The organism is Saccharothrix sp. DSM 118769 (genome assembly GCF_052936295.1).
Window position 1 is genome coordinate 8,711,232 of record NZ_CP193627.1, and the last position, 25,823, is coordinate 8,737,054.

General features: G+C 74.5%; 22 protein-coding genes. 11 read left to right on the forward strand and 11 right to left on the reverse strand.

Features of this window, described 5'->3' with window-relative positions; translation table 11 throughout:
• Nucleotides 1-19: 19 nt before the first annotated feature.
• Nucleotides 20-859: a Scr1 family TA system antitoxin-like transcriptional regulator gene (locus tag ACRAKJ_RS37055; RefSeq protein ID WP_438922971.1), complete on the reverse strand. Its 840-nt coding sequence runs from the start codon at nt 857-859 to the stop codon at nt 20-22.
• 184 nt (nt 860-1,043) lie between these two features.
• Between ACRAKJ_RS37055 and ACRAKJ_RS37060 the strand changes: the two genes are divergently transcribed.
• Entirely contained in the window at nt 1,044-2,738 is a 1,695-nt protein-coding gene (locus ACRAKJ_RS37060; protein ID WP_438922972.1) for a hypothetical protein, read from the forward strand.
• On the opposite strand, the gene ACRAKJ_RS37065 is transcribed toward ACRAKJ_RS37060, so the two are convergent.
• Nucleotides 2,672-4,804: an NB-ARC domain-containing protein gene (locus ACRAKJ_RS37065; protein WP_438922973.1), complete on the reverse strand. Its 2,133-nt coding sequence runs from the start codon at nt 4,802-4,804 to the stop codon at nt 2,672-2,674. The two genes, ACRAKJ_RS37060 and ACRAKJ_RS37065, sit on opposite strands and share 67 nt — an antisense overlap.
• A 140-nt stretch (nt 4,805-4,944) precedes the next feature.
• Nucleotides 4,945-5,850 (reverse strand): LysR substrate-binding domain-containing protein, encoded by a 906-nt coding sequence (locus tag ACRAKJ_RS37070; RefSeq protein ID WP_438922974.1) that lies wholly within the window; start codon nt 5,848-5,850, stop codon nt 4,945-4,947.
• Between the two features lie 97 nt (nt 5,851-5,947).
• On the opposite strand from ACRAKJ_RS37070, the gene ACRAKJ_RS37075 reads away from it, so the two are divergent.
• Nucleotides 5,948-6,310 carry a YybH family protein gene (locus ACRAKJ_RS37075; RefSeq protein ID WP_438922975.1) on the forward strand — a complete coding sequence of 121 codons (363 nt, stop codon included), beginning with the start codon at nt 5,948-5,950 and terminating at the stop codon, nt 6,308-6,310.
• On the opposite strand, the gene ACRAKJ_RS37080 is transcribed toward ACRAKJ_RS37075, so the two are convergent.
• Nucleotides 6,291-7,589, reverse strand: coding sequence for an isocitrate lyase/phosphoenolpyruvate mutase family protein (locus ACRAKJ_RS37080; RefSeq protein WP_438922976.1), 1,299 nt, complete (start codon nt 7,587-7,589; stop codon nt 6,291-6,293). The two genes, ACRAKJ_RS37075 and ACRAKJ_RS37080, sit on opposite strands and share 20 nt — an antisense overlap.
• A 57-nt stretch (nt 7,590-7,646) precedes the next feature.
• Here ACRAKJ_RS37080 and ACRAKJ_RS37085 point away from each other — a divergent pair, with 57 nt between their 5' ends.
• On the forward strand, nt 7,647-8,321 hold the full coding sequence (locus ACRAKJ_RS37085; protein WP_438922977.1) for a helix-turn-helix domain-containing protein: 675 nt from the start codon (nt 7,647-7,649) through the stop codon (nt 8,319-8,321).
• A 138-nt stretch (nt 8,322-8,459) separates the two neighbouring features.
• Here ACRAKJ_RS37085 and ACRAKJ_RS37090 read toward each other — a convergent pair whose 3' ends face one another.
• The 3 genes from ACRAKJ_RS37090 to ACRAKJ_RS37100 are packed head-to-tail and all read right to left on the reverse strand — an operon-like array spanning nt 8,460 to nt 11,294.
• Nucleotides 8,460-9,464 carry a hypothetical protein gene (locus ACRAKJ_RS37090; RefSeq protein ID WP_438922978.1) on the reverse strand — a complete coding sequence of 335 codons (1,005 nt, stop codon included), beginning with the start codon at nt 9,462-9,464 and terminating at the stop codon, nt 8,460-8,462.
• Nucleotides 9,449-10,198, reverse strand: coding sequence for a protein phosphatase 2C domain-containing protein (locus ACRAKJ_RS37095; protein ID WP_438922979.1), 750 nt, complete (start codon nt 10,196-10,198; stop codon nt 9,449-9,451). The genes ACRAKJ_RS37090 and ACRAKJ_RS37095 overlap by 16 nt, the downstream gene beginning before the upstream one ends.
• Nucleotides 10,199-10,253: 55 nt before the next feature.
• The gene (locus ACRAKJ_RS37100) at nt 10,254-11,294 is read right to left on the reverse strand and encodes an ROK family protein (protein WP_438922980.1); all 1,041 of its coding nucleotides are present in this window, start codon (nt 11,292-11,294) and stop codon (nt 10,254-10,256) included.
• A gap of 54 nt (nt 11,295-11,348) precedes the next feature.
• On the opposite strand from ACRAKJ_RS37100, the gene ACRAKJ_RS37105 reads away from it, so the two are divergent.
• Together ACRAKJ_RS37105 and ACRAKJ_RS37110 are read left to right on the forward strand one after the other, a co-directional pair.
• Nucleotides 11,349-12,368 (forward strand): Gfo/Idh/MocA family protein, encoded by a 1,020-nt coding sequence (locus ACRAKJ_RS37105; protein WP_438922981.1) that lies wholly within the window; start codon nt 11,349-11,351, stop codon nt 12,366-12,368.
• Nucleotides 12,365-12,826, forward strand: a complete 462-nt coding sequence (locus ACRAKJ_RS37110) for a heme-degrading domain-containing protein (RefSeq protein WP_438922982.1) — start codon at nt 12,365-12,367, stop codon at nt 12,824-12,826. Before ACRAKJ_RS37105 ends, ACRAKJ_RS37110 begins: the two co-directional genes overlap by 4 nt.
• A gap of 207 nt (nt 12,827-13,033) precedes the next feature.
• Here ACRAKJ_RS37110 and ACRAKJ_RS37115 read toward each other — a convergent pair whose 3' ends face one another.
• A complete protein-coding gene (locus ACRAKJ_RS37115; RefSeq protein WP_438924680.1) occupies nt 13,034-14,146 on the reverse strand; it encodes a serine hydrolase in 1,113 nt (370 codons plus the stop codon).
• Nucleotides 14,147-14,400: 254 nt separating this feature from the next.
• Between ACRAKJ_RS37115 and ACRAKJ_RS37120 the strand changes: the two genes are divergently transcribed.
• Entirely contained in the window at nt 14,401-16,035 is a 1,635-nt protein-coding gene (locus tag ACRAKJ_RS37120; protein ID WP_438924679.1) for a glycosyl hydrolase family 18 protein, read from the forward strand.
• A 231-nt stretch (nt 16,036-16,266) separates the two neighbouring features.
• On the opposite strand, the gene ACRAKJ_RS37125 is transcribed toward ACRAKJ_RS37120, so the two are convergent.
• On the reverse strand, nt 16,267-18,039 hold the full coding sequence (locus ACRAKJ_RS37125; RefSeq protein WP_438924678.1) for a M14 family zinc carboxypeptidase: 1,773 nt from the start codon (nt 18,037-18,039) through the stop codon (nt 16,267-16,269).
• A 162-nt stretch (nt 18,040-18,201) separates the two neighbouring features.
• Between ACRAKJ_RS37125 and ACRAKJ_RS37130 the strand changes: the two genes are divergently transcribed.
• Nucleotides 18,202-18,444, forward strand: coding sequence for a DUF2630 family protein (locus ACRAKJ_RS37130; protein ID WP_438924677.1), 243 nt, complete (start codon nt 18,202-18,204; stop codon nt 18,442-18,444).
• Between the two features lie 87 nt (nt 18,445-18,531).
• Nucleotides 18,532-19,449 carry a MerR family DNA-binding transcriptional regulator gene (locus ACRAKJ_RS37135; protein ID WP_438924676.1) on the forward strand — a complete coding sequence of 306 codons (918 nt, stop codon included), beginning with the start codon at nt 18,532-18,534 and terminating at the stop codon, nt 19,447-19,449.
• Between the two features lie 38 nt (nt 19,450-19,487).
• On the opposite strand, the gene recD2 is transcribed toward ACRAKJ_RS37135, so the two are convergent.
• Nucleotides 19,488-21,653, reverse strand: coding sequence for an SF1B family DNA helicase RecD2 (gene recD2, locus ACRAKJ_RS37140; protein WP_438924675.1), 2,166 nt, complete (start codon nt 21,651-21,653; stop codon nt 19,488-19,490).
• Nucleotides 21,654-22,211: 558 nt separating this feature from the next.
• Between recD2 and ACRAKJ_RS37145 the strand changes: the two genes are divergently transcribed.
• On the forward strand, nt 22,212-22,724 hold the full coding sequence (locus ACRAKJ_RS37145; RefSeq protein WP_438924674.1) for a hypothetical protein: 513 nt from the start codon (nt 22,212-22,214) through the stop codon (nt 22,722-22,724).
• Nucleotides 22,725-22,799: 75 nt separating this feature from the next.
• Here the strand turns inward: ACRAKJ_RS37145 and ACRAKJ_RS37150 are convergent, their stop codons facing one another.
• Nucleotides 22,800-23,870 carry a hypothetical protein gene (locus ACRAKJ_RS37150; RefSeq protein WP_438924673.1) on the reverse strand — a complete coding sequence of 357 codons (1,071 nt, stop codon included), beginning with the start codon at nt 23,868-23,870 and terminating at the stop codon, nt 22,800-22,802.
• 148 nt (nt 23,871-24,018) lie between these two features.
• Between ACRAKJ_RS37150 and ACRAKJ_RS37155 the strand changes: the two genes are divergently transcribed.
• Both ACRAKJ_RS37155 and ACRAKJ_RS37160 read left to right on the forward strand, forming a co-directional pair.
• The gene (locus tag ACRAKJ_RS37155) at nt 24,019-24,687 is read left to right on the forward strand and encodes a response regulator (protein WP_438924672.1); all 669 of its coding nucleotides are present in this window, start codon (nt 24,019-24,021) and stop codon (nt 24,685-24,687) included.
• Nucleotides 24,684-25,781, forward strand: a complete 1,098-nt coding sequence (locus ACRAKJ_RS37160) for an ATP-binding protein (protein ID WP_438924671.1) — start codon at nt 24,684-24,686, stop codon at nt 25,779-25,781. The genes ACRAKJ_RS37155 and ACRAKJ_RS37160 overlap by 4 nt, the downstream gene beginning before the upstream one ends.
• Nucleotides 25,782-25,823 lie beyond the last annotated feature (42 nt).

The following is a 25,823-nucleotide window of genomic DNA, read 5'->3' on the forward strand; positions in this document are numbered from 1 at the left end:
ACGACGCGGTCGGGCGTCGTTATCCGCCGAGCATCTCGCCGAGCACCCGGTCGACGACCTGGTCGAGTTCCGCCGCCGGCACGGCCAACCGCTCCAGCTCCATGAAGGTCTCGACGTACGACTTCGCGGTGTCGGGGTCGTTCTGGACGATGTTCGTGCCGCCCGGCCTTTCCACGAAGACCGCGCGGTCCTGGTCGCCGGACGGGAATTCGTAGACGGAGAACGACCCGTGCATTCCCTGGTGGACGCCGCGGTCGAAGGTGATGACCTGAACGGTGATGTTCGGCTGGCGGTTCACCTCCTTGAGGTGTTCGAGCTGTTCCCGGATCACCTCCGGGCCGCCCACCCACCTCCGGATGGCGGCTTCGTCGAGGATGAAGAACCCCTCGACGCCGATCTGCTCCAGCAGCATCTTCTGCCGCTCCAGCCGGACCGCGGTGAGCGGGGCCACCCGCTCCGGCGGGTGGTAGAGCGAGAGCACGGTGCGCGCGTACGCCTCGGTCTGGAGCACGCCCGGCACGACCAGCGCCTCGAACTGGCGGACCAGCGAACTGGCTCCCTCCAGGCCGAGCAGCGTGACCATGGTGGGGCCGAGGTGGTCGCGGTACTCGTCCCACCAGGCCCGCCGGCCCTTGGCCTTGGCGAGGTCGACCAGCTCCCCGACCACCTGCTCGTCGGTGACGCCGTAGAGCTGCAACAACGCGCGCAGGTCGGTGACCGACACGCCGACCTGCCCGTTCTCCATCCGGACGACCTTGGAGGGCGACCAGTCGAGTTCGGCGGCGACGTCCTTCTGGGTCAGTCTGCGGCGTTCCCTGGCCTTCTTGATCTCCGTGCGCAGTCGCCACTGCTCTGCCACGGGGTTCGATCCCCGAGTCGGGCTGCTCATCGCCCCACACTACCAGCACTCTGCTACCTAGCAGACTGCCTCTCGCAAAGAGCTATCTAGCAGAACGACACATGCATCTAGCTATACAGCACATCGCCTAGTATCGTTCTGCTTACCTACAGTGCGTAGGTACCCCACAGGGGCAGGAGGCGAGATGACCTCTACCCACGCGAGAAGCAGCCTCAGGGCGGAACGGACCCTGTTGGTGGTCGTGCGGAACTTCACCTCGCTCGACCGCCTGTTGACCGTCGTGCGGGGGTTCGACCCGGGTGTGCCGCTGGCGATCAAGTTCACCATCGACCTCGGGTCGGGCTTCGCCCGTGAGCTCAAAGATCACCTGAAGGTGTTGCGGTGCCACTTGCTGCCGTGGCAGCAGGCCAGGGCGCGCGCCTTCGACCTCGTCCTCGCCGCCCACTCGACGCCGCGGCTCGGCGAGCTGACCGGCCCGGTCTTCGTCATCCCCCACGGCGCGGGGCACGCCCGCATCGTCCCCTTCGCCACCGGCGACGAGGTCTCACCGGCGGGCATCGCGCGCAGCCAGCTCACGCACCGCGGCCGGGTGGTGGCGACCGTCGTCGGGCTCGCCCACGAGGAGGAGTTCGACCGGCTCGCCCGGAGCTGCGCCGAAGCGGTGCCGCGCGCCGCGGTCATCGGCGACCCGGTGATGGACCAGCTCGTCGCGAGCACGCGGGCCCGGCCGCACCACCGGCGGCGGCTCGGCGTCGGTCCCCGCCAGAAGCTGGTGCTCGTGAGCAGCACCTGGGGCGGGCGGTCCACCCTCGCCACCACCCCCGGCCTGCTGCTGGACCTGCTCTCCCTGCTCCCCGCGGACGAGTACCGCGTCGCGTTCGTCCGCCACTGGAACGTCGAGGGGCACGACAGCCGGTTCGAGGTGGACCACCAGCTCCGCGCCGCGCGCGAGGCCGGGCTGGTGGTCGTCCCGCCCGACTCGTCCTGGGGGGCGACGCTGCTGGCGGCCGACGTGGTGATCGGCGACCACGGCTCGGTCACCCTCTACGGCGCGGCGCTCGGCCTGCCGGTCCTGCTGGTGTCCGACGGGGGCGCCGACGTCGCCCCGGACTCGCCCAACGCGCGGCTCTGGGAGGCCGTGGACCGCCTGGGCCCGGCCCCCGGCGTCCGGGCGCAGGTCGAGTCGGCCCTGGAGCACCACGTGCCGGAGCGGTTCGGGGAGCTGACGGCCCGCGTGCTCGGCCGGCCCGGCGGCGCCTGGCAGGCCCTGCACGACGTGGCGGCCGACCTGATGCGCCTGCCCCGGGTCCGCGCCCGCGTCCACCCGGTGCCCGACGCCGACCCCCTGCCGACCCCCCGCACCACCGCCCACCGGGTGACCACCCGGCTGGTGGACGTCGCCGCGGGCGGGGCGCGCATCGAGGTGGAGCGGTTCCCGGACCTAGCCCCGCGGCACGCCCCCGAGGGGGACCCGTTCCCGGTGGTCGACGTCGACCGGGAGGCGGACCCGACCCGCCTGGCGAACGCCGAGGTGCTCGTCGGCACCGAACCGCGGGCCGAGCACGAGGTCGCCGACTGGGCGGAGGGGGTGTTCCACGACCACCCCGGCGCGCTGATCGCGGCCGCGACGGACGGCGGGCACTGCACCGTGGCGTTCCGGGGCGGCGCGGTGTGGCGCGTGAACTGCGCCGACCCCCTGGTCGCGGCGAGCGCCCTGCACTGCTGGACCGCGGCCGGGTTCACGCCCGACCCGCTGGTCCGGCTGTGGGTGCGCGTCGGCGCGGACGTGGTGCAGGTCAAGGTCCGGGCGGCTCACCTGCGCCCCCGCGCGATCCAGCGCCGGACGTCGTCGCTGCGCGGGCTGCCCGCCGCGCGGTAGAGCTGGTAGAGGCGCTCGGCGGAGTCGCGGAACAGCACCTGGTCGCGGTCCCGCTCGGCGACGCCGACCAGCACCTCCAGCGCCTGCGCCTCCTTCACCGGCTGGTCCCGGTCGCGGGTGGTCGTCACCGCCTCGGTGAGCACCTGCCGCGCGTCCGCGTACCGGCGCAGCGCCTCGTACGCCCTGCCCAGGGCGATGTGCACGCGCGCGGCGGCCATCTCGTCCCGGAGGTCGACCAGCAGCGCCGAGGCCCGCCGGAGCACCGGGAGCGCCTCCGCCGCGCGGCCGGCCCGGACGAGGGCGTCGCCGAGCTGGTAGCCCTGGAGGCCGTCGCCCCGGCGGTCGCCGAGCCGGCGGTTGCCCTCCTGCGCGGCGCGGAACGCGTCGACCGCGTCCTGGTGCAGCCCGCGCTCCCGGTGCAGCAGGCCGTACGACTCGGCGAGCAGCGCCCGTCCCCGCTCCCGGCCGGGGGCGACGAGCGCCGCGCGGTCGAGTTCCGCGCGGGCCTCGTCGAACTCGTGGCGCTCGACGTGGGCACGCGCGAGCTGGTTGCGCATCCGGGACTCGGCGTCGCGGTCACCGAGCCGCACGGCCGCGGCCACGCCCAGCCGGTGCGCCTCGATCCAGTCCTCGTAGTGCTTCCGGCTGTGGTAGAGCGCCCAGAGCGCTTCGCAGAACTGCCACACCTCGACGTGCGCGCCGAGGTCGGCGGCCAGCCGGACGGCGGCGAGCAGGTTGGCCCGCTCCGCCTCGAACCAGGCCATGCCCGTCGCCGCGTCGCGGTGCGGCGCCCAGCGGGAGAGGTCGTGCTCGGCGAGCCGCCACCGGGAGGCGCCCAGCACGGCGCGGTCGGCCGCGGCCGCACCGAGCAGGTACCAGCCGACGACGCGGCGTTCCGCGGCGACCCGGGCGGCGGGTGGCTCCTCCCGGTCGGAGCGGGCCCGCGCGTGCAGGCGGACCAGCTCGTGGAACCGGTAGCGGTCGGGCGCCCACTCCTCCAGCAGGTTCACCCCGCACAGCACGCCGAGCACGTCCTCGGCGGACTCCGGGGTGGTGCCGGCCGCCGCGGCGGCGGCGCCGGGCCCGAAATCGGGGCCGGGGTGCCGGCCGAGCGCGCGGTAGAGGTGGCGCGCCGCGTCGGGCAGGTCCTCGTACGCCGCGTCGAAGATGTGCTCCACGAGGTGGTCCCCTTCCACGGAGAGGCGGTCGAGCCGGGCGCGGTCGTCCTCGATGTGCCGCACGTAGCGGGCGATGGGCCAGCGCTTGCGACGGCCCAGCTCGGCCCCGGCGACCCGCAGCGCGAGGGGCAGGCCCGCGCACAGCCGCACGACGTCGCGCACGGCGGCCTGGTCGTGCTCGGCGCGCCCGTCCGCGACCATCCGCGTCAGCAGCGACGCGCCGGCGACCGGTTCCAGGGGCCGCACCTCGATCGTCTCCGCGCCGTCGACGGTCAACCCGCTCAGCCGGGACCGGCTGGTCACCAGCACCACGCTGCCCGGCGACCCCGGCACGAGCGCGCGGACCTGCGCGGGCGAGTCGGCGTCGTCCAGGAGCACCAGCACCCCGAGCCGCGCGGTCGTGCTGCGGAACAGCGCGACGCGCTCGGGGAAGGCGGCGGGCACGTACTGGGCGTGCACGCCCAGCGCCCGCAGGAACGCGGCGACCACGTCGGGGACGGCCACGCCGCCGGCGCCGCGGTAGGCGGCCAGGTCCGCGTAGAGCTGGCCGCCCTCGAAGAGGCCCGCGTTGCGGTGGCCCCAGTGCAGGGCGCACGCGGTCTTGCCGACACCGCGCATCCCGGTGAGCACGGCCACGGCGGGCCCGGCCCGGTCGCGCGCCGCGAGCCGGTCGAGGGCGCGGACGCAGTCGTCCCGGTCGACGTGGGCGTGCGGGGGCGGCGGGAGCTGCCGGGGGACCGCGGTGGGCGGCGGCGCGGACACGAGGGTCACCTGGCCGATCACGCCCGCCTGCACGACGCCGCCCCCGACCGGGCCCGCCACCTCGTTGTGCGCGCGCCCCGGTTCGGCGGCGGGCGCCCCGTCCTGGATCGTCGGTCCTGGCGTCATCTGCTGTCCCCGAGGCGGTTGACCACCCAGTATCGCCGGGTGCTCCGGCCCGCCGGGAGGCCGTCGACCGACTTCACTCGTTCGGCGGTCCGGTCGGTCGGTTCGGCCGGATCGGTCGGATCGGTCGGGGGCGGGGTCGTTCAGCGGGGACCGGGCACGGCGAACGCCCGCCGGCAGTGCGCGAGCAGCTCGCGCACCGCGGGCCCCTCCCCGCCCGGCCCCTCCCCGCCCCGCCACACCAGCAGCAGCAGGGACGGCACGTCGGCGTCCACGATGGCCAGGGCGGTGAGGCGGTCGCGGTACGCCGCCGCCATCGACTCGCTGAGGATGCCGACGCCCAGGCCGCGGGCCGCCAGGTCGGCGATGGCGTCGGCCGCGCCCGCCTGGAACGTGATCACCGGTTCGACGCCGTGCGCGGCGCACGTCCGGTCGAACACGGCGCGCAGCCCGGCGCCCGGCGGCATGCACACGACGGGCCGGTCGGCCAGGTCGCGCAGCCCGACCCGGCCCCGCGCCGCCAGCTCGTGCCCCGGCGGCACCACCGCGACCAGGGGTTCGGCGATGATCGTCAGCGCCCGGACCCCCTCCGGCCGGGCGGTCGCGGACCCGACCAGCGCCAGGTCGAGCGCGCCCGCGCGCACCGCGTCGACCAGCCGGTCCGAGCTGTCCTCGCCCAGCGAGACCTCGACGCCGGGGTGCGCCCGGTGGAACGAGGCCAGGGCGTCGAACAGCGGGGTGACCGTGCAGCCGACGACCATGCCGACCGCGATCCGCCCCCTGATCAGGTCCGCCACCTCGCCCACCGCCTGGCCGACGGCGGCGGCCGAGGCGAGCGCCGCGCGGGCGTGCTCCAGCGCCGCCTCGCCCGCGACGGTCAGCGTGGCGGTCCGCCCGGACCGGTCGAACAGCTCCGCGCCCAGTTCGCGCTCCAGCCGCCGGACCTGGGCGCTGACCCCGGACTGGCTGATCCGCACCCGCTCGGCGGCACGCGTGAAGTTCCGCTCCTCGGCGACCGCGACGAAGTACTCCAACTGCCGAAGTTCCACAACCTGCGATTCTAGTTGCCAGAAGAACGATCTGTTGGACTTCTGGCCGGGTCCGCCGCAGGCTGGTGGTGCCACCACCCCGATCGAGGAGGACACCGTGGAGCGCGAGAAGGCCGTGCGGCCCGAGGACATCACCCGCCTGTTCGTCGAGCGGTCGAACGCGGGCGACGCGGACGGGGTCGCCGCCCTCTACGAGGAGGACGCCGTCCTGGCCTACCCGCCCGGCCGGGTGACCGCGGGCCGCGAGGCGATCCGGGCGCTGTGGGCGGAGGTGCTCTCGCACGGCCCCCGCTTCGAGCCGGAGGAGCCGCTGCCGACGCTGGTCAGCGGCGACCTCGCGCTGACCTCGACCCCGCCGCGGGACGGCGCGGGCGCGCGGGCGCAGGTGGTCCGCCGCCAGCCAGACGGGAGCTGGCTGCGCGTGCTCGACCAGCCCGAGTTCACCGCCCCTCCGCGCTGACGCCGAGGGCGTGCAGGCCCCGCACCCGCTCGTAGGTCGGCCCGGCGGGGACGCGCCCGCCGTCGCGCACGGCGAGCGCGGCCCGCACCGCCTCCCCGAGGGCGGCGCGGAACAGCAGCGAGCCCGTGCTGACCCGCCGCACGCCCAGGTCGCGCAGCACCCGGACGTCCAGCTGCGCCAGCACGTTCAGCGGTCGGGGCACCGCCCGCACGAGCGCCTCGATGCCGCGCTCGTCGGCCAGGCCGGGCACGAACACGCCGTCCGCGCCGGCGTCGGCGTACCGCAGGGCCCGGTCGGTGGTCGAGGCGCGGTCCACGCCGAGCCAGTGCGTGTCGACGCGGGCGTTGACGAACAGGCCCGGCGCGGCCCCCTTGACCGCCCGCACCAGCCGCGCGTGGTCGGCGGGGTCGGCGAGCCCGGCGCCGCGACCGTCCTCGACGTTGACGCCGGCCACGCCGATCCCGGCCAGTTCGGCGGCCAGCTCCGGGCCGTCGTACCCGGCCTCGACGTCCACGGTGACCGGCACGGGCAGCCGCACGAGCCGCCTGGCCAGCGCCACCGTCTCCGCCCGCGCACGGCCCGCCGCGTCCGGCAGGCCGTGCGCCGCCGCCACGCCCAGGCTGGTCGTGCCGATCGCCGGGAAACCGGCCTCGACGAGGGCGGCGGCCGACGCGTGGTCCCACGCGTTCGGCAGGACGAGGAAGTCCTCGTGCAGCCGGTGGAACGCCCGCGCGCCGTCCACCAGCGCCAGCGCGTGCTCCCGCGCGGGGCACGCGTGCCGCCCGGCGCCGAACCACGCGCCGGCCAGGTCGACCTCGACGACCGAGCCGTCCGGGGCGACCCGCCGCGTCACCGGCACCGGCGGTTCGGCGCCCGCGACCATCGCCCTCGTCGCGTCGCACGCCTGCACCAGCAGGCCGACCCGGTTGGCGGTCGCCTCGTCCCACGACCCGCCGCAGGCCGCGACCAGCCGGGCGACCGCCGCGTCGGCACCGGGCGTCGTCGGCAGGTGCGGCTGGTAGCAGCGGGCGACGAGCGCGACGTCCCCGGCGACGGACGGCGGCAGTCCCAGCGCCCGGGCCGGCACCGCCACCGGCTCCCCGGCGCGCCGCAACCGCGCGGGGTCGACCGCGGCCAGCTCCCGGAGCACGAGGGCGCGCCGGCGCCGGTGCGCCTCGCCCCCGTTGAACCGGGCGACGGACGCGCGCAGCCACGCGACCCCGTCCTCCGCCGGGGGCACCGGCACGACCACGTGGTCCTCGCTCAGCAGTTCGTCCACGGCGGTCACGCTAGGGGCGGGACGCTTCGGCGAGGGCCGAAGCGACGGCGGCGCACAATGGCGGGCGTGGCAGCGGAGGAACTGGCCGGCCTGGCCGCGCTCCTGGCCGACCGCACCAGGGCGTGCTTCCTGCTGGCGCTGCTGGACGGGCGGGCCTGGACGCCCGGTGAGCTGGCCGCCGAGGCGGGCGTCGCGCCGTCCACGGCGAGCGAGCACCTGGCCCGGCTGGTCGACGGCGGCCTGCTCGTGCGGCGGAGCCAGGGGCGGCACCGGTACGTGCGGCTGGCCGGGCCGGAGCAGGCGGCGCTCGTGGAGGGCTTCCTCGCCTACCTGGGGCCGACCGCTCCCCGGCGCACGGGGCTGCGGGCGGTCACCGCGGACGAGGCCCTGCGCCGGGGCCGGACGTGCTACGACCACCTGGCGGGAGAGCTGGGCGTGGCGGTGACCGACGCCATGACCGCCCGGGGCCTGCTCACCGCGGACCTGGGCCTGACCGGCGCGGGCCGCGCGTGGCTGGCCGACCTGGGCTTCACCCCGCCGCCCCGGCGACCGGCGGCGAGGGCCTGCCTGGACTGGACCGAGCGCCGCTCCCACCTGGCCGGGGCGGCGGGCGCGCACGTCTGCGCCCACCTGCACCGGGAGGGCTGGGTGCGCCGGATCGGCACGGGCCGCGCGGTCCGCCTCACCGCCGCCGGGGAGACGGCGCTGCACGACCTGCTCGGGCTCGGCTGACCGCCCCACCCGAGCCGCGCCGCACCCCACCCGCGCCGGACCGTGCCGTGCCGCGCCATGCCGCGCCGCGCCGCGCCGGACCGCGCCGGACCGCGCCGCGCCGCGCCGAGCCGTGCCGTGCCGTGCCGACCCGTCAGGTCAGGTCAGCCGGGCCGCCAGGTCGCGCGCCTTGGCGAACTCCTCGTGGTGGTCGCCGAAGTACGACCAGGGCCACCGCGACGCCCGGTCCCCCACCTCCGCCACGTGCCCGAGGAACCTCCGCACGTCCTCGCGCTTCAACCCGGCCACCGCCTCGACCCCGGCGTAGTAGGCGGCGAAGACCTGGTTCGCGCGCACCCACCGCGGGTGCTCCCGCTGCTCCTCGCCCGCCGCCAGCAGGTGGTCCGACACCGCCGCCACCTCCAGCCGCACGACCCGCCGCGCCAGGTAGTCGATCGACCGCCACCGCCGGCGGAAGCTCACCGACTCCGCGTCGCGCAGCGGCACCTCGATGTGCGCGGCCGGCACCAGCGCCAGCAGCGGGTGCCCCGCGGCCAGGTCGGCCACCCGGACGCGGGCGAACTCCAGCATCCGCTCGTGGCTGCCGTACCACTTGTCGGTCAGCATCTGGAGCCGGTGCTCGTTGGCGGACACCAGGTCCGGGCACAGCATCTGCACCCGGGCGAACACCTGGTCGCCCTCCTCGTCGCGCTCCGGCGCGCCCAGGGCCAGGCTCATCAGCTGCCCCCACGGCGCGACGTCCTCCGGGGCCAGCTCGGCGGCCCGCCGCAGCGCGGTGCGGGCCTGGTCGGCGAGGTCGAGGAACCGGGCCAGCCGGTCCTCCTCGGTGTACTGCGCGTACGACGCGCCGCGCTCCTCCCACGCGGCGGCGTTGAGCGCGCTGCCGAGCAGCAGCAGGCTGTCGGCGTCGTGGCGCTCGTCCACGGCGGAGTGCAGCGCGGGCAGCGCGTGCTGCCCGGCCTCGCCGAGCACGTCGACGCGCAGGTCGCGGCGTTCGGGGTCGCGGGTGGCGGCGAGGAGCGCGCGGGCGGGTGCGGTGTCGCCCGCGACGAGGGCGCGGGCGGCGCGTTCCAGCTCGTCGTCGCGCCAGGCCAGGTCGACGGTGGGTGGCAGGTCGGCGGGCACGATCAGCGGCGCAGCCACTTCGGCAGCCACGACGCGTTGCCGGCGGGCAGCACGTCCACGACCACGCAGGTGATGTTGTCCGGCCCGCCGCGCGCGTTGGCCGCCGAGATGAGGGCCTGCACGGTCTCGTCGCCGTCGGCGGTCGCGGTGAGCAGCTCGGCGATCTCGGCCGGGGCGACCACGTCGGACAGGCCGTCCGAGCAGATCAGGTACCGGTCGCCCTCGGCCGCGTCCTGGTGGAACAGGTCCGGGTCGTGGGCGCTGCCTGCCTGGAGCGCGCGCATCAGCATCGAGCGGCCGGGGTGCTCGCCCGCCTGCTCCGCCGACATGCGGCCGTCGTCGACGAGCGCCTGCACCATCGTGTGGTCGCGGGTGATCTGGGTCAGCTCGCCGTCGCGCACGAGGTAGCAGCGCGAGTCGCCGATGTGGCCGACCGCGAACCGCTCGCCGTCCCACCACAGCGCGGTGAGCGTGGTGCCCATCCCGCGCATGTCGAAGTTCTCCTCGGCGAGGTCGGTCAGCCGGATGGCGATCTCCCGGGCCGCGCCGTTCAGCTCGCCGAGGGGGTCCTCGGCGTCCAGGTCGAGGTCTGCGAGCACCGCGACCGCGATCGAACTGGCCACTTCGCCGTACGCGTGGCCGCCCATGCCGTCGGCGACGGCGAAGAGGCGGTCGCTGAAGTAGACCGAGTCCTCGTTCGCTTCACGGCGCAGGCCGGGGTCCGTGCCGACGGCGTACCGGAGCGCATGCATGCCGGATAGTGAATCACCCGCACGGGTGCCCGTGAGCAGGGCATCTCCAATTCGGTCAGCGGGGACGGCCGTAGAACTCGCTCAGCACGAGCATCGCGGCCCCGGCGGCCACCACGTCATCACCCAGCGGGGTGATCGACACGTCCACCGGGAGCCACTCGTCCTTGGGCAGCCGGGCGCGGACCCCGTCCAGGTAGGCGGCGGGTTCGGCGAGCACGGCGCGGCCCGCGAGGACGACGTGGTCGATGTCGAGCAGCTGCACCAGGTCGGCCACGGCGACGCCGACGACGTCGGTCGCCCCGACCAGGTCGCCGCGCGCGGCGGCGAGGTTGTGCAGGACCTCGACGCACCCGGTGCGCCCGCACACGCACGGCGGGCCGTCGAGCTGGAGCGTGGTGTGCCCGTACTCGCCGGCGTTCGTGCGCACGCCGCGGTGCACGCGGCCGTCGAGCAGCATCCCGATGCCCAGGCCCGTGCCGACGAGGACGAGGACGGCGTCGCGCAGCTCCTCGCCGCGCCGCCACGCCTCGGCGACGACGGCCGTGTTGGTGTCCTTGTCCACGACGACGGGCAGGCCGAGGCGTTCCTCGGCGAGGGCGCGCAGCGGCACGTCGTGCCACGCGGTCAGGCCGGTCGGGTCGTGCACGAGGCCCGTGCGGTGGTCGAGCGGGCCGACGAACCCGATGCCGACGCCGAGCAGCCGGTCGTCGCGCATCCCGTCGACCAGGCGGGTCAGCTCGCCGACGAACGCGGGCGGGTCGAAGTCGTGCGGCAGGGGCGCCACGGCGCGGTCGAGCACGGTGCCCGCGAGGTCGGTGAGCACGACGCGCAGCTCGTCCCGCTCGACCTGGGCGCCGAGCGCGAGGCGGCTGTCGGCGACGAGTTCGAGCAGCGTGCGGGGTTTGCCGACGCCGACGTTGCGGGTGCCGGACTCGACGAGCAGGCCGTCCGCGATGAGCCTGCTGACGACCTTCGACACCGCCTGCGGGGTGAGGCCGCTCCGCGCGGCCAGCTCCACCCTGGTGACGGCGCCGGACCGGGCGAGGCCCAGCACCACCGCGTCGTTGTATCCCCGCAGGAAGCGCAAGTTGGGCACGTGGCCATCATCGCACGTCTGGCTTTTATTAAACAGCGTTGCTTTAATAGCCTCATGTCTCTCCGCACCGGACTGCTCGGCTACGGCATCGCGGGGCGGGTGTTCCACGCCCCGCTGATCGCCGCGACGCCCGGCCTGGAGCTCGCGGCCGTGGTGACGACCGACCCGGGGCGCCGGGCCGGGGTCGCCGCCGAGCACCCGTCCGCCGCCGTCCTGGGCGACGCCGAGGAGCTGTTCGCCCTGGACCTGGACCTCGTCGTGGTCGCCACCCCGAACCGCACCCACGTGCCGCTCGCGCTCGCCGCCGTCGAGGCCGGCGTGCCGGTCGTGGTGGACAAGCCGTTCGCCCCGTCACCGGCCGACGCGCGCCGCGTGCTGCGCGCCGCCGAGCGGCGGGGCGTGCCGGTGACCGTGTTCCAGAACCGGCGGTGGGACGGTGACTTCCTCACCGTGCGGTCGCTCGTCGACTCCGGTTCACTGGGCCGGGTCGCGCGGTTCGAGTCGCGGTTCGAGCGGTGGGTGCCGGAGGTGCGGGACGGCTGGCGCGAGTCGGGTGCGCCCGAGGAGGCGGGCGGGGTGCTCCACGACCTCGGCGCGCACCTCGTGGACCAGGCGCTGGAGCTGTTCGGCCCGGTGACGTCGGTGTACGCCGAGCTGGACCGGCGGCGGGACGGCGTGGCCGTGGAGGACGACGCGTTCGTGGCGTTGGCGCACGCCTCGGGGGTGCGGTCGCACCTGTGGGCGAGCGCCGCGGCGGCCGACCACGGGCCGCGGTTCCGGGTGCTCGGCTCCGAGGCGGCCTACGTGTCGCACGGGCTGGACCGGCAGGAGGACGCGCTGGCCGCGGGCAAGCCGTTCGAGGACCTGTCGACGACCGGCCGGCTGGGCGTGGTCGGCGCGGAGGAGGACGTCGTCGGCCTGCCCGGCGCGTACGTCGAGTTCTACCGGCTGCTCGTCGCGGCCCTGACCTCCGGCGGGCCGCTGCCCGTGGACCCGGAGGGGGTCGTGCGCGCGCTGGAGGTGATCGAGGCGGCGTTCGGGTCCGCCCGGACGGGACGGGTGGTGTCGCTGTGAGCCTGCTGGACGAGCTGGTCGACCAGGAGGGCCGGTTGGTCTTCCGCGCCTTCGACAACGAGGTGGCGCTGGAGCTGGGCGCGTTCCTCCTCGACGCCGCCCGAGCGCGTGCGCTGCCGGTGACGATCTCCGTGCGCCGGGGCGCGCAGCGCCTGTTCCACGCCGCCCTGCCCGGCACGTCGGCCGACAACGACGAGTGGATCGACCGCAAGTCCCGCGTCGTCGACCGGTACGGCCAGAGCTCGTTCCGGGTCGGCGAGTCCTTCCGCGCGGCGGGCCGGGACTTCGACCGGGACTCCCGCCTGGACCCCGACCGCTACGCCGCCCACGGCGGTGTCTTCCCGGTCCTGGTGGCCGGCGTGGGCCCGGTGGGCACGGTGGGCGTGTCCGGCCTGCCCCAGGCGGAGGACCACGCGTTCGTGGTGGAACAGCTGGAGAAGTTCCTGTCCACCCGCTGACCCCGGCGCCGGCCGACCGCCCTCGGCCGCCGCCGTGCCGCGACGACGCACCCCCAGGCGTCGTCGGGCAGCCGGGGAGGGCGACCACCGGTCGCCCTCCCCGCGCAGCCGCGTCGCGGGGAGGGCCGCCGACGACCCTCCCCGCGCGTCACGCCCCCAGCGGAGCACCCGGTCAGCAGAACACCCCGGTCGGGCAGAGCACCCCGGTCAGCAGAACACCTCGTTCAGCAGCTCCTGGAACCCGTTCACCTCGCCCGGGTCCGGCGCCGAGGTCAGGGACACGGTCAGGCGGGTCTTCGCGTTCGCCGTGCCGACCACCAGGCTGGAGTAGCCGGGGATGCCGCCGCCGTGGCCCCAGACCTCCGCGCCGCACGGCAGCGTCGACCTCTCGACGCCCAGGCCGTACTCGGTGGACACCGGGGTCAGCGCCGTCAGCTCCGCCTGCTGCGCGGGGCGCAGGAGGCGGCCCTCCAGGAGCGCCTCGGCGAACCGGTCGAGGTCGGCGGTCGTGGAGATCATCCCGCCCGCCGCGTGCGCGACCGACGGGTTGATCCTGGTGATGTCGTCCACCTCGCCGCGCAGGCGCTGGTAGCCGTGCGCGTGCGGCCCCCTGATGTCGACCGCGGCACCCGGCGCGTACGTGTCGCGCAGGCCCAGCGGGCGCAGGACGCGGCGCTCCACGGCCTCCCCGTACGGCCTGCCGGTGACCTTCTCCACCAGCAGGCCCGCGACGACGTAGTTGGTGTTGGAGTAGTTCCAGCCCGTGCCCGGTTGGAAGTCGAGCGGCTTCGAGGTGGACAGGGCGACCAGCTCGGCCGGCGCCCACGTCCGGTACCGGATGGGCTCGTAGCCCTCCGGGTCGTTCGGCAGCGCGTCGGTGTAGTTGTAGAGCCCGCTGGTGTGCTGGAGCACGTGGCGCACGGTGATCCGGTCGCCGTCGGGCAGCAGGCCCGGCAGGTGGCGGGACACCGGCTCGTCCAGCCCGACGCGGCCCTCGCCGACCAGCTGGAGCACCACGGTCGACACGAACGTCTTGGTGATGCTGCCGACCCGGAACCGGCCGTCGAGCGGCACGGGGCGCGGCGAGCCGACCTCCGCCGTGCCGGCCCGCGCGGTGAACTGCCGCCGGCCGTCGGTCACCCGCACCTGGACGCCCTGCGCGCCGGTGCCCGCCATCAGCTCGACCGACCGCTGGACCACCCCGCGGTCGACGCGGTCGCCGGTCGGGGCCGCGACCGCCGTCCCCGCGAGCCCCGTCGCCCCCAGCCCCGCGACCGCCATCCCCACGGCGGTCGCCAGGGCGATTCCCCTCTTGCCCATCAACGTGTCCTCCCTCTCGACGTCGAGGACACCGAGTCTGGCCACGCGGACGTGCGCCGGCGTCACCCCCTGGTGGACGGCGGCCGGCGACTTTAGGCTCATCCACCCTTAGTGGTCAGCGGCCCGCGGAACCGATTCCGAAGCCGCCGGGACTACTCCGTTCGAGTGACGGCAATGGTCTAGACCTTGACCGTGAAGTGGTCTGAACCACATGGTGACATCCACCCTGCACTCCTTTCCTGACGAGGAGCACGATGTCCAAGATCCGATGGCATGTCACAGCGGCGGCCGTAGCGGTCGCCACGTTGGCGGTGGGCCTGGTCGTCGCCCCGGCCGCGAGCGGCGCGGGCGGTGTCTCCGCGACCTTCACGAAGGGCTCGGACTGGGGCACCGGGTACGAGGGCAAGTACACGATCCGCAACGGCTCCAGTGCCTCCCTGAGCACCTGGACGGTCGAGTTCGACCTCCCCTCCGGCGCCAAGGTCACCTCCGTCTGGGACGGCAGCCAGACCACCAGCGGCCAGCACGTCACCGTGAAGCCGACCTGGAACGGCAGCGTGGGCGTCGGCGGCTCGGTGAGCTTCGGCTTCAACGTGACCTACTCGGGCGCGTACTCCGCCCCGACCAACTGCAAGCTGAACGGCGCGTCGTGCGACGCCGGCGGGACCAACCCGACGACGACCACCACGACCACCACCACCACGACGACGACCACGACGACCACCACCACGGGTCCGACCACCACCACGACCACCGGCACCCAGCAGCCCGGCGGCAAGAAGAACCTGGGCTACTTCACCCAGTGGGGCGTCTACGGCCGCCAGTACTTCGTGAAGAACATCCACACCTCCGGCTCGGCCGCGAAGCTGACGCACATCAACTACGCGTTCGGCAACGTGCAGAACGGCCAGTGCACCATCGGTGACGCCTACGCCGACCACGACATGGCCTACACCGCCGCGAACTCCGTCGACGGCGTCGCGGACACCTGGGACACCGGCGCCCTGCGCGGGTCGTTCAACCAGCTCCGCAAGCTGAAGAAGATGTACCCGCACATCAAGGTGCTGTGGTCGTTCGGCGGCTGGACCTGGTCCGGCGGCTTCGGCCAGGCCGCGCAGAACCCGGCCGCGTTCGCCGAGTCCTGCTACAAGCTCGTCGAGGACCCGCGCTGGGCGGACGTGTTCGACGGCATCGACATCGACTGGGAGTACCCGAACGCCTGCGGCCTGACCTGCGACACCTCCGGCTTCAGCTCGATGAAGACGGTCTCGCAGGCCCTGCGCACCCGCTTCGGCGCCAACTACCTGGTCACCGCCGCCATCACGGCGGACGGCTCCAACGGCGGCAAGATCGACGCGGCCGACTACGGCGGCGCCTCGCAGTACCTCGACTGGTACAACGTCATGACCTACGACTACTTCGGCGCGTTCAACGCCCAGGGCCCGACGGCCCCGCACTCCCCGCTCACCTCCTACACCGGCATCCCGCAGCAGGGCTTCAACTCCGACGCGGCGATCCAGAAGCTCAAGAGCAAGGGCGTCCCGGCGGCCAAGCTGCTGCTCGGCATCGGCTTCTACGGCCGCGGCTGGACCGGCGTCACCCAGGCCGCCCCCGGCGGCACGGCGACCGGCGCGGCCCCCGGCACGTACGAGGCGGGCATCGAGGACTACAAGGTCCTGAAGAACACCTGCCCGGCCACCGGCACCGTCGCGGGCACCGCGTACGCGTTCTGCGGCAACAACTGGTGGAGCTACGACACCCCCGCCACCATCGGCGGCAAGATGTCCTGGTCCAAGAGCCAGGGCCTCGGCGGCGCGTTCTTCTGGTCGCTCGACGGCGACACCTCCAACGGCGAGCTGATCACCGCGATCAGCAACGGCCTGAAGTAACACCCCGGAGCCGCCCTCGCGAGCGGCACCCGAAGGGCCCCTGCGGTTTCTCTCCCCCCGCAGGGGCCCTTCGGCGTTCCCGGACCGGCGCGCTGGTGCTCGGCGGCAACGCCGTGGCGCGGGCCACGACCACCCCCGACGCCTCGTGCGTCACCTCGGACCCGCTCGGCCTGGTCGACCGCAGGCCCTCCCGGTGCGTTCCCCGCGAATCCGGTGAACCTCGTGGGAGCCCTACAGGGTGAGGCTCCACGAATTCAGGTAACCGGTGTCGGCCGAGTAGACGTCCTGCACGCGCAGCTGCCAGTTGCCGTTGCGCGCCTCGGCGGAGACGTTCGCCGTGTAGGTGGTGTCGATGTTGTCGCCGGAGTCGCTGTTGGACGACTTCAGCCGGTACGACGTGCCGTCCGGCGCGACGAGGTCGATCACCAGGTCACCGCGGTAGGTGTGCACGGCGTGCACCTCCACCTGCGAGGTGGACGAGGCGTTGCCCGTGCACCCGGCGACGGTGATGGTGCTGGTCACGGCCGCGCCGTTGTCCGGGATGGCCACGTCGACGTCGTTGGTGGCCTTCGCGCAGCCGGTGGGCGGGGTGCCGCCGTACGGGGCGGTCGCCTTCTTCGCCGAGTACATCAGCATCGGCTTGACCTTCGGCCAGAAGGTCGACGCCTGGCACGAGTAGGCCGGGAAGAAGCCCGAGCAGGTGCCCGACGACGGACCGATCTCCCACACGAACGAGGCGACGCCCAGGTCGTCGTACACCCAGTCGTCGGTCGCGCCCGCCGCGTTGTAGAGCACCTCGCCCGGCTGCCCGTACTGCCAGCCGCCGGCCAGGCCGGCCAGCTCGCGCGCCATCGTGCGCAGCGGGGCGTCGTTGCCCGTCTTGTACTGGGTCGTCCAGCCCCACGGGAACAGCACCAGGTTCGAGTAGCTGTGCATGGAGACGACCACGCCGGTGGTGTCGGTCGGGGCCGCGTCGGTGACGCCCGTGCCGCGCCGGTCCCGGTACAGGTTGCGCCACAGCGCCTGCAACGCCCGCGTCTCGACCTCGGAGTTCGCGCTCGGCCCCTTGTAGGTCTGGTCGCACGGGTTGGACGACGTGCCCTCGCCGCCCCAGTGGGAGTCGGTGTTGCGGTTGAGGTCGACGCCGATCTGCGACGACGACGTGCCCGAGCAGCCCGACCCGTTCGTGGTGTTCGCGTTCTTGCGCTGGTAGCGCGGCGAGTTGCCGCCCTGCTGCACGATGTTCACGCCGTCGGGGTTGGCGATCGGCACCACCCACACCTCGGTGGTGTCGAGCAGCGCGGTGACCTCGGCGTCCGTGCCGTAGCCCTGGGTCAGGTGGTCGATCCACCGCCACGCCACGTCACCGGTGGTCAGCTCGCGGGCGTGCAGCTGGCCCATCACGAAGAACCGCGGCTTGGGCGCGGTGGGGCTCAGCGCGCAGTCGCCCGCGTTCTTCTTGGTGATGCAGACGGCGCGCAGGTCGTAGCCGCCCGCGCCCTGCGTCTTCTTCCACGAGTCGCCGTAGTCGACGACCGAGGTCAGCGCCGGGTGGTTCTGGGCGACCAGGTCCAGGTGCGACCAGTGGGCGTTGATCGTGCGGTAGCCGCCGTAGTAGGTCTCGTTGATGTCGGCGGCCTCGAAGGTGGGCGACTGCGACTTCTTCGCCGGCGGCTGCCACTGCGGGGCCGGCAGCACCTCGTCGACCACGGCGCTGAACCCGGCCGTCTTCAGGCTCGCCCCGGTGGTGGGGTCGCCGAGGACGAACAGGTGCTCGCCGTCGCGGTCCTCCAGCACGTCGAAGCCGCGCCCGAGCAGGTCCTGGGCGGCCTTCCCGAGCGGGGCGTGGACCTTGTAGACGTAGGTGGGCGCGCCCTGGGACTGCGCCTGGGCCTCGGTGACCCCGGGTGCGGGGCCCGCGGTCGTGGGGCCGGCGGTGACGACCGCCAGCCCGACGACACCGGCCGTGGCCAGTGCCAGCAGTGAACGTCTTGTCGACTTCACGGTGTTTCCTCCTAGGCAGGGTGATCGGAGGATGGGGCACAACCGGCCCGTTGCACACCCGCCGACCGGTCATTCCCACCACCGTCCGCCCGTGCGGTGGACGTCGTGTTTCGGCCGTTGGGCGAGAGGTACCCCGATCTTGGTCCGGATGGAGGAGGAGACGTGACTGACGAAGAACTCGTCGCGCGCATCACCGCACTGGTGGACGAGGAGCACCGGCTGGAGGGCTCGCGCGTCGGCGAGGGCCTGAGCGACGGTGACGCCCGCCGGCTGCGCGACCTCGAAGTCGCCCTCGACCAGACGTGGGACCTCCTGCGCCAGCGCCGCGCCCGCCGCGCGGCGGGCCTGGACCCGGACGGGGCCGAGCCCCGCTCCCCCGGCACCGTGGAGGGCTACCGGCAGTAGGCGCCGGCGCGCCGCGCCGCCCCCGGTCCGACGAGTCGCGGGGCGGGGCTTGACCCGGCCCCAGGGGCAGTCGGCACGGTCTCCGGCGTGGAGGATGTGCGGGTGGCGAAGCTGCCGGGGACGCGGCTGTCGGGGACGAGCACGCCGGGGACGAGCACGCCGGGGACGGACACGCCCGGGACGGGCACGCCGGGGACGCGGCCGTTGGGCATCGGGGAGTTCTCCCGGCGTTCGCGGCTGTCGGTGAAGGCGCTGCGGCTCTACGAGCGGCAAGGGCTGCTCCGACCGGCGTCGGTCGACCCGGCCAACGGCTACCGGCGGTACGCCGAGGACCAGTTGGCGCAGGCGCGCCTGGTGGCCCTGCTGCGGCGGCTGGACATGCCGCTGGCCGTGGTGGCCACGATCGTGGCCGCGCCCGGGGACCGCCGGTCCGACCTGGTCGCCGAGTACTGGGACGGGGTCGAGCACCGGGTGGCCGTGCAGCGCGGGCTCGCCGCGCACCTCCGCGTCGTGTTGACCGGAGGCGAGGGGTTGTCGGACATGTACGAGATCAGTCAGCGGGACGTGGCGGCGCAGGTCGTGCTCACCGAGCAGCGGCACCTGCGGCAGCCGGAGCTGGTGGGGTGGATCGGCGCGGCGATGAGCCGGGCGGAGGAGGCGGCGGCGCCGTACGGTGGCGCGGCGGGCGCGCCGTACGTCGTCTACCACGGCGAGGTCAACGAGGACAGCGACGGACCGGTCGAGCTGTGCTTCCCGATCGCGCCGGGCGAGGCGGCGGTGACGGCGGCGCACCGCGTGGAGGAGGCGCACCGCGAGGCGTACGCGCGCCTGCCGAAGGCGCACGTGGTGTTCCCGCAGGTCCTGTCGGCGTTCGACGCGGTCGCCGCGTGGCTGGAGGGGAACGGCCACGCGATCGCGGGGTCGCCGCGCGAGGTCTACTTCGCCGACTTCGCCGCCGCCGGGCCGGACGACGAGGTGTGCGACGTGGCGTTCCCGATGCGCTGACCGGGCGGGGTCCCCGGCTCCCCCGGGAGCCGGGGCTCCTAGAGCCGGTGGGACAGGCGGTGGGCGAGGGCGGTGTGCCGGCGGCCCGCGCCCACCGTCCGGACCGCTTGACCGATGGCCTTCCGGGAACCCACCAGGACGACGAGCTTCTTCGCCCGGGTCACCGCCGTGTAGAGCAGGTTGCGCTGGAGCATCATCCACGCGCTCGTGGTGATTGGGACGACGACGCACGGGTACTCACTGCCCTGTGAGCGGTGAATCGTCATGGCGTAGGCGTGGGTCAGCTCGTCCAGCTCCCCGAACTCGTAGTCCACGTCCTCTTCCTCGTCGGTCCGAACGGTCAACTTCTGCTCCACGTCGTCTATCGCCGTGACGATGCCCAGCGTCCCGTTGAACACGTTCTTGTCGTAGTTGTTGCGCATCTGGGTGACCTTGTCGCCCACCCGGAACACCCGGCCGCCGAACCGGCGCTCGGGCAGCCCCGGCGTGGACGGCGTCAGCGCCTCCTGGAGCAGCGCGTTCAGCCCGCCCGCGCCCGCCGGACCCCGGTGCATCGGCGCGAGCACCTGCACGTCGGTGCGCGCCTTCAGGCCGAACTTGCGCGGGATGCGGTTCGCGACGACGTCCACGACCAGCGCGGCGGCCTCCTCGGCCTCCTCGACGGGGAACAGGAAGAAGTCCGGCATGCCTTGCACGATCGGGTAGTCGCCGGCGTTGATGCGGTGCGCGTTGGTCACCACGCCGGACTGCTGCGCCTGGCGGAAGATGTGCGTGAGGCGGACGTTCGGCACGGGGCCGCCCTCGGCGAGCACGTCGCGCAGCACCTCGCCCGCGCCGACGGACGGCAGCTGGTCGACGTCGCCGACGAGCAGCAGGTGCGCGCCCGGCGCGACGGCCTTGACCAGCTTGTTCGCCAGCAGCAGGTCCAGCATGGACGCCTCGTCGACCACGACGAGGTCGGCGTCCAGCGGTCGGTCGCGGTCGTAGGCGGCGTCACCGCCCGGCTTCAGCTCCAGCAGCCGGTGCACGGTGCTCGCCTCGTGCCCGGTCAGCTCGGTCAGCCGCTTGGCCGCGCGACCGGTCGGCGCGGCCAGCACCACGCGAGCGCCCTTCGCCGCGGCCAGCTTCACGATCGAGCGGACCGTGAAGCTCTTGCCGCACCCCGGGCCGCCGGTCAGCACGGCGACCTTGCGGGTCAGGGCGAGCTGCACGGCGTCGCGCTGCCGGTCCTCCAGGGACGCGCCCAGCCACGCAAACGCTTTCGCCCAGTCCACGCGCCGGAACGCGGGCATCCGCTCGGCGTCCGTGCCGAGCAGCCGCAGCAGCTGGTTGGCCAGCGAGATCTCCGCGCGGTGGAACGCGAGCAGGTAGATCGCGGGCTCGCCGTCGGGCATGACCTCGCGGACCACGCCCTCCTCGCCGACCAGCTCGGCCAGGCACTCGATGACGAGGCCCGCGTCGACCTGGAGGATCTTGATGGCGGCGCCGATCAGCTCGTTCTCGGGCAGGTAGCAGTTGCCGTCGTTGGTGGCCTCGCCGAGCGTGAACTGGAGGCCGGCCTTGATCCGCTGCGGGCTGTCGTGCGGGATGCCGACGGCCTTGGCGATCACGTCGGCGGTGCGGAACCCGATGCCCCACACGTCCGTGGCCAACCGGTACGGCTCCTCGCGCACGACGTCGATGGCCTTGTCCGAGTACTGCTTGTAGATGCGCACGGCGAGCGAGGTGGACACGCCGACGCCCTGGAGGAAGACCATGACCTCCTTGATGGCCTTCTGCTCCTCCCACGCGGCGGCGATCATCTTCGTCCGCTTGGGGCCGAGCTTCGGCACCTCGACCAACCGCTGCGGCTCGTGCTCGATCACGTCGAGCGCGTCGACCCCGAAGTGCGTGACGATCCGGTCCGCCAGCACCGGCCCGATGCCCTTGATCAGGCCGGACCCGAGGTAGCGGCGGATGCCCTGGATGGTCGCGGGCAGCACGGTCGTGTAGTCGTCGACGTGGAACTGCTTGCCGTACTGCGGGTGCGACCCCCACCGGCCGCGCATCCGGATCGACTCGCCGGGCTGCGCGCCCAGCAGCGCGCCGACCACGGTCACCAGCTCCCCGCCGCGCCCGGTGTCGACCCGGGCGACGGTGTACCCGGTCTCCTCGTTGGCGAAGGTGATCCTCTCCAGCACCGCTTCCAGCACAGCCTCGCCCACGCGGCCACCCTAGGCGGCGGCACCGACAGCGGCGCCGACCGGCCCTCGGAGCACGAGCGGGGCCCACCTCTCCGCAATTATGTGGATTACCGGCGATGGGCCCGGAACAATCGCGCAACCGCATTCCCATTAAGTGTGACGCCCATCACAAACCCATTTCCGGAACCGGTACCGCTCTCCCGTCTTCCCAGGTGGGTGGAACGATGGGGAGAACTCCCGCCGCCAACCCCGGCGGGAGGCGGTATTCGCCGTCGGGTGGCGACGAGGCGATCGCCACCACCCGATGCGACGAGGAAGGGAGCCCTGATCGTGGAATCCGGTTCCGACCCGCCACACCCCCGCTCCTCGTACCGGGCCACCCGGCACGAGGGGCCGACCGCTGTTGTCCCGGCGCTGGCCGAGGTCCCCGCGGGGAACGGGCGACGTCCCGTTCGACCGTGAGGGCCGCGGTGGCCGTCCCCCATTCCCCCTGAGGAGGGAGCACTACCCGAGTTCACCCACAGCGCCGGGACAACGGCGGCCCGTCGACCACGGCCTGCTCTCGGTTGTGCGCTGTGAATGGACATCACGAACACCACCGCGTCCGCGGCGGGATCGGTTGCGCCCGACCCGACCCTGGAGGCGGTCGTCCTCGCCGCGTCCGGTCTCGGCGTGCTCGGCACCGTGCTGATCGTCCTGGCGCGGAGCGGGCAGTTGAAGCCGCTGATCGCGGCGGTCGCCCGAGTGATCACCGTGCCCCTCGCCCTCCTCCAGCACGTGGTGGAGCGGCAGAGCGCCAACGCCCGGCGTCGGCGCGAGTGGCGCGACAAGCTCGACCTCGCGGAGCGGGTGAAGGACGACCCCGACCTGCTGGCCGCGCTCAGGTCCGTGCACGCCCTCGTGGAGGGGCACGAACAGCGCCGGTCGGAGGACGACGTCGACAGCCCCACCCCGCCCGACGAACCACCCACCTCCCCCGGCACGGTCGTCGCGCTCGACCGGCACCGGGCCCGCGGGCGCTCACCCCGCCGCGGGCCGCGACAGAACCGGACGCGACAGGACCGGACGGGGAACGGCGGCGGTTCGGCGTGAGGACGGGCCGAACCGGTGGCCAGGTGGACGGCGCGGTACCGCGCCGACTTCCTGGCCACCGGTCACCCCTCCGCGTCACGGCCAGCGCACGGCACGCCCCGCCACCTCGCCGACCACGACGCCGGCGGCGTTGAGGCCCGCCACGAAACCCTGCACCTCGGCCCCCGGCACGGGCAGCAGCTCGACCTCGCCCGTCGACGACCAGCGGACCGGGCGGTGCCGGGCGCCGCCCCGGGCGATGCCCGCCTTCACGCCCGAGTCGGCGACCAGCTCGACCTGACCGCCGCCGTAGTCGTCGGGCAGGTCGAGCGAGGTGAGCGCGCCGTCGAGGTCCCAGCGCACCGCCTTGCCCTCCCACGACCCGTACGCCGCGCCGTCCGCGCCGAGCGCCCGCAGCACGCCCTGCTCGGTGGCGGGCAGCTCGACCGCCCCCGCGCCGTCCCAGCGCACGGCGTAGCTCGTGCGGTCCTCGCGGGCGAACTGGGCGATCGCGTGCGGGCCGCGCACGGCCTCGACCCACGTCCGGGTGCTGCCGGGCACGGTCACCGGCCCGGTGGGCACGCCGTCGTCCCAGCGCACGAGCCGGTCGGCGGCGTCGACGCCCGCGATCGCGCCGCCCGCGTCCACGGCCTCGGCGCGGACGCCGCCGGGCAGGGTGGTGACGCGGCCGCCGGCGTCCCAGCGGACGGCGTGGTACGCGCCGCCGGCGTCCGAGGCCGTGCCCACGGCCACCCCGGCCGGGTTCACCGCGAACACCTGGCCGTACCGGCCGCCGGGCAGGGTGTCGAGCGGGGTCGGCGAGCCGTCCGGGCCCCACCGGACGGCCAGCGGCCCCGCGGTGCCGTAGGCGCGACCGGCGGCGTCGACCCCGACCACGACGCCGACCCGGTCGGGCAGGGCCAGTTCGGTCGGCACGCCGTCGGCGGACCAGCGGACCGGCCGGTTCCGGCCGTCGACCCGGACCGAGCCGACGACCACGCCCGCGTCGTTGACCGCGACCGCCCTGCTCGCGGTGGCCCCCGGCGGCACCGCCAGGACCTCGACGCCGGGTCCGGCCGCGGAACCGACCTGCGGGACCACCGGGACCACCACCGCGCACCAGGCGACCACGAGCGCCGGCACGCCGTTCAGCAGCACACGTCGCACGACCGTCCTCCTCCCTCGGAGCCCGCCCGCACCCCAGCGAACCAGGCCGGACCGGGACGGGAAACGCTCCCGAACGGGTGGTCGCCCTCCACACGACGTTCACAACTCTCCCCGTCCGCCTCCACGGCCCCCACCTAGAGTCGGTCGCATGACACGTCGGGTTCTGGTGGTCGAGGACGACCTGACGATCGCCGAGTCGGTGGCCGCCCGGCTGCGGGCCGAGGGGTTCGAGGTCCTCCTGGCGCACGACGGGCCGTCCGCCGTGGACCGCGCCGGCGACGTCGACCTGGTGGTGCTGGACGTCATGCTGCCCGGCTTCGACGGGCTGGAGGTGTGCCGGCGCATCCAGGCGCGGCGGCCCGTGCCGGTGCTCATGCTGACCGCGCGCGGCGACGAGACGGACCTGCTCGTGGGGCTCGCGGTCGGCGCGGACGACTACCTGACCAAGCCGTTCTCGATCCGCGAGCTGGCCGCCCGGGTGCACGCGCTGCTGCGGCGCGTGGAGCGGGCGGCGTCGGCGGCGTCGGCCCGGATCTCCCTCGCCGACCTGGAGATCGACCTGGCGGAGCGGCGGGTGCTGCGCGGCGGCGAGGAGGCGCACCTGACGCCGACCGAGTTCCAGCTCCTGGTGCACCTCGCCGAACGGCCGCGTGCCGTGCAGTCGCGGGAACGGCTGCTCAGCGAGGTGTGGGGCTGGCACGACGGCACCGGCACGCGCACGGTCGACAGCCACGTCAAGGCGCTGCGGCGCAAGCTCGGGACGGACCTGATCCGCACCGTGCACGGCGTCGGGTACGCGCTGGAGGTGCCGCGGTGAGCCTGCGGTCGGCGGTCGAGACGGTCGCGGAGCTGCTGCCGCGCCCGCTGGACCCGGTGCGGTCGATCAAGCTCAAGATCGGCATCCTGCTGCTGTCGGCGTTCGCCGCCGGGTTCGCGTTCTTCTGGTACCGGATCGGCTGGCTGCCGACGAACACGACGATCGGCACGATCGCCATCGTCATCGTCACGTCGCAGGTGCTGGCGCACGGCATGACCCGGCCGCTGCGGGAGATGACGGCGGCGGTGCGGGCGATGCGGGGCGGCGACTACAGCCGGCGGGTGCGGGCGACGGCGCGCGACGAGGTCGGCGAGCTGGCCGCCGCGTTCAACCGGATGGCGGCCGACCTCGGCGCGGCGGACCAGCAGCGGCGCGAGCTGATCGCCAACGTGTCGCACGAGCTGCGCACGCCCATCACGGCGTTGCAGAACGTGCTGGAGAACGTCGTGGACGGCGTGGTGGAGCCGGACTCGGCGACCATGCGCACGGCCCTGGCGCAGACCGAGCGGCTCGGCAGGCTGGTCGCCGAACTGCTCGACCTGTCGCGCATCGACGCCGGCGCGCACCGGCTGGACAAGGCCGCGTTCGCGCTGGGACCCATGCTCGCCGACGTGGTGGCGGAGGCCGCCGTGGCCGCCCGGGGGGTGCGGTTCACGGTGGACGTCACGCCGCCGGGCGCGACCGTCCACGCCGACGAGGCCCGCTTGGCGCAGGTGGTCGCGAACCTGCTCGACAACGCCGCGCGCCACGGCCCGGCGGGCGGCGAGGTGCGGGTGACCGCCTCGGTCGGCGAGGACCTGGTGCTGGAGGTCGCGGACGACGGGCCGGGCATCGCGCCCCAGGACCGCGAGCGGGTCTTCGAGCGCTTCACCAGGGGCGAGCGGGCCGGCGGCGGGGGCACCGGCCTGGGCCTCAACATCGCCCGGTGGGTGGTCGACCTGCACGGCGGCACGATCGCCGTGGTCGACGGGCCGGGGTGCCGCATCCGCGCCGTGCTCCCGGCGACCGCCCCGGAAACCGCCCCGGGGGCAGTCCCGGGCGCAGCCGCGGAACCGGCCCCGGGAACAACCCGGGAGGCCGCCCCGCTCCCCTGACTCCCTGCTCACCTGCCCCCGCTCCCCCGCTCCCCCGCTCCC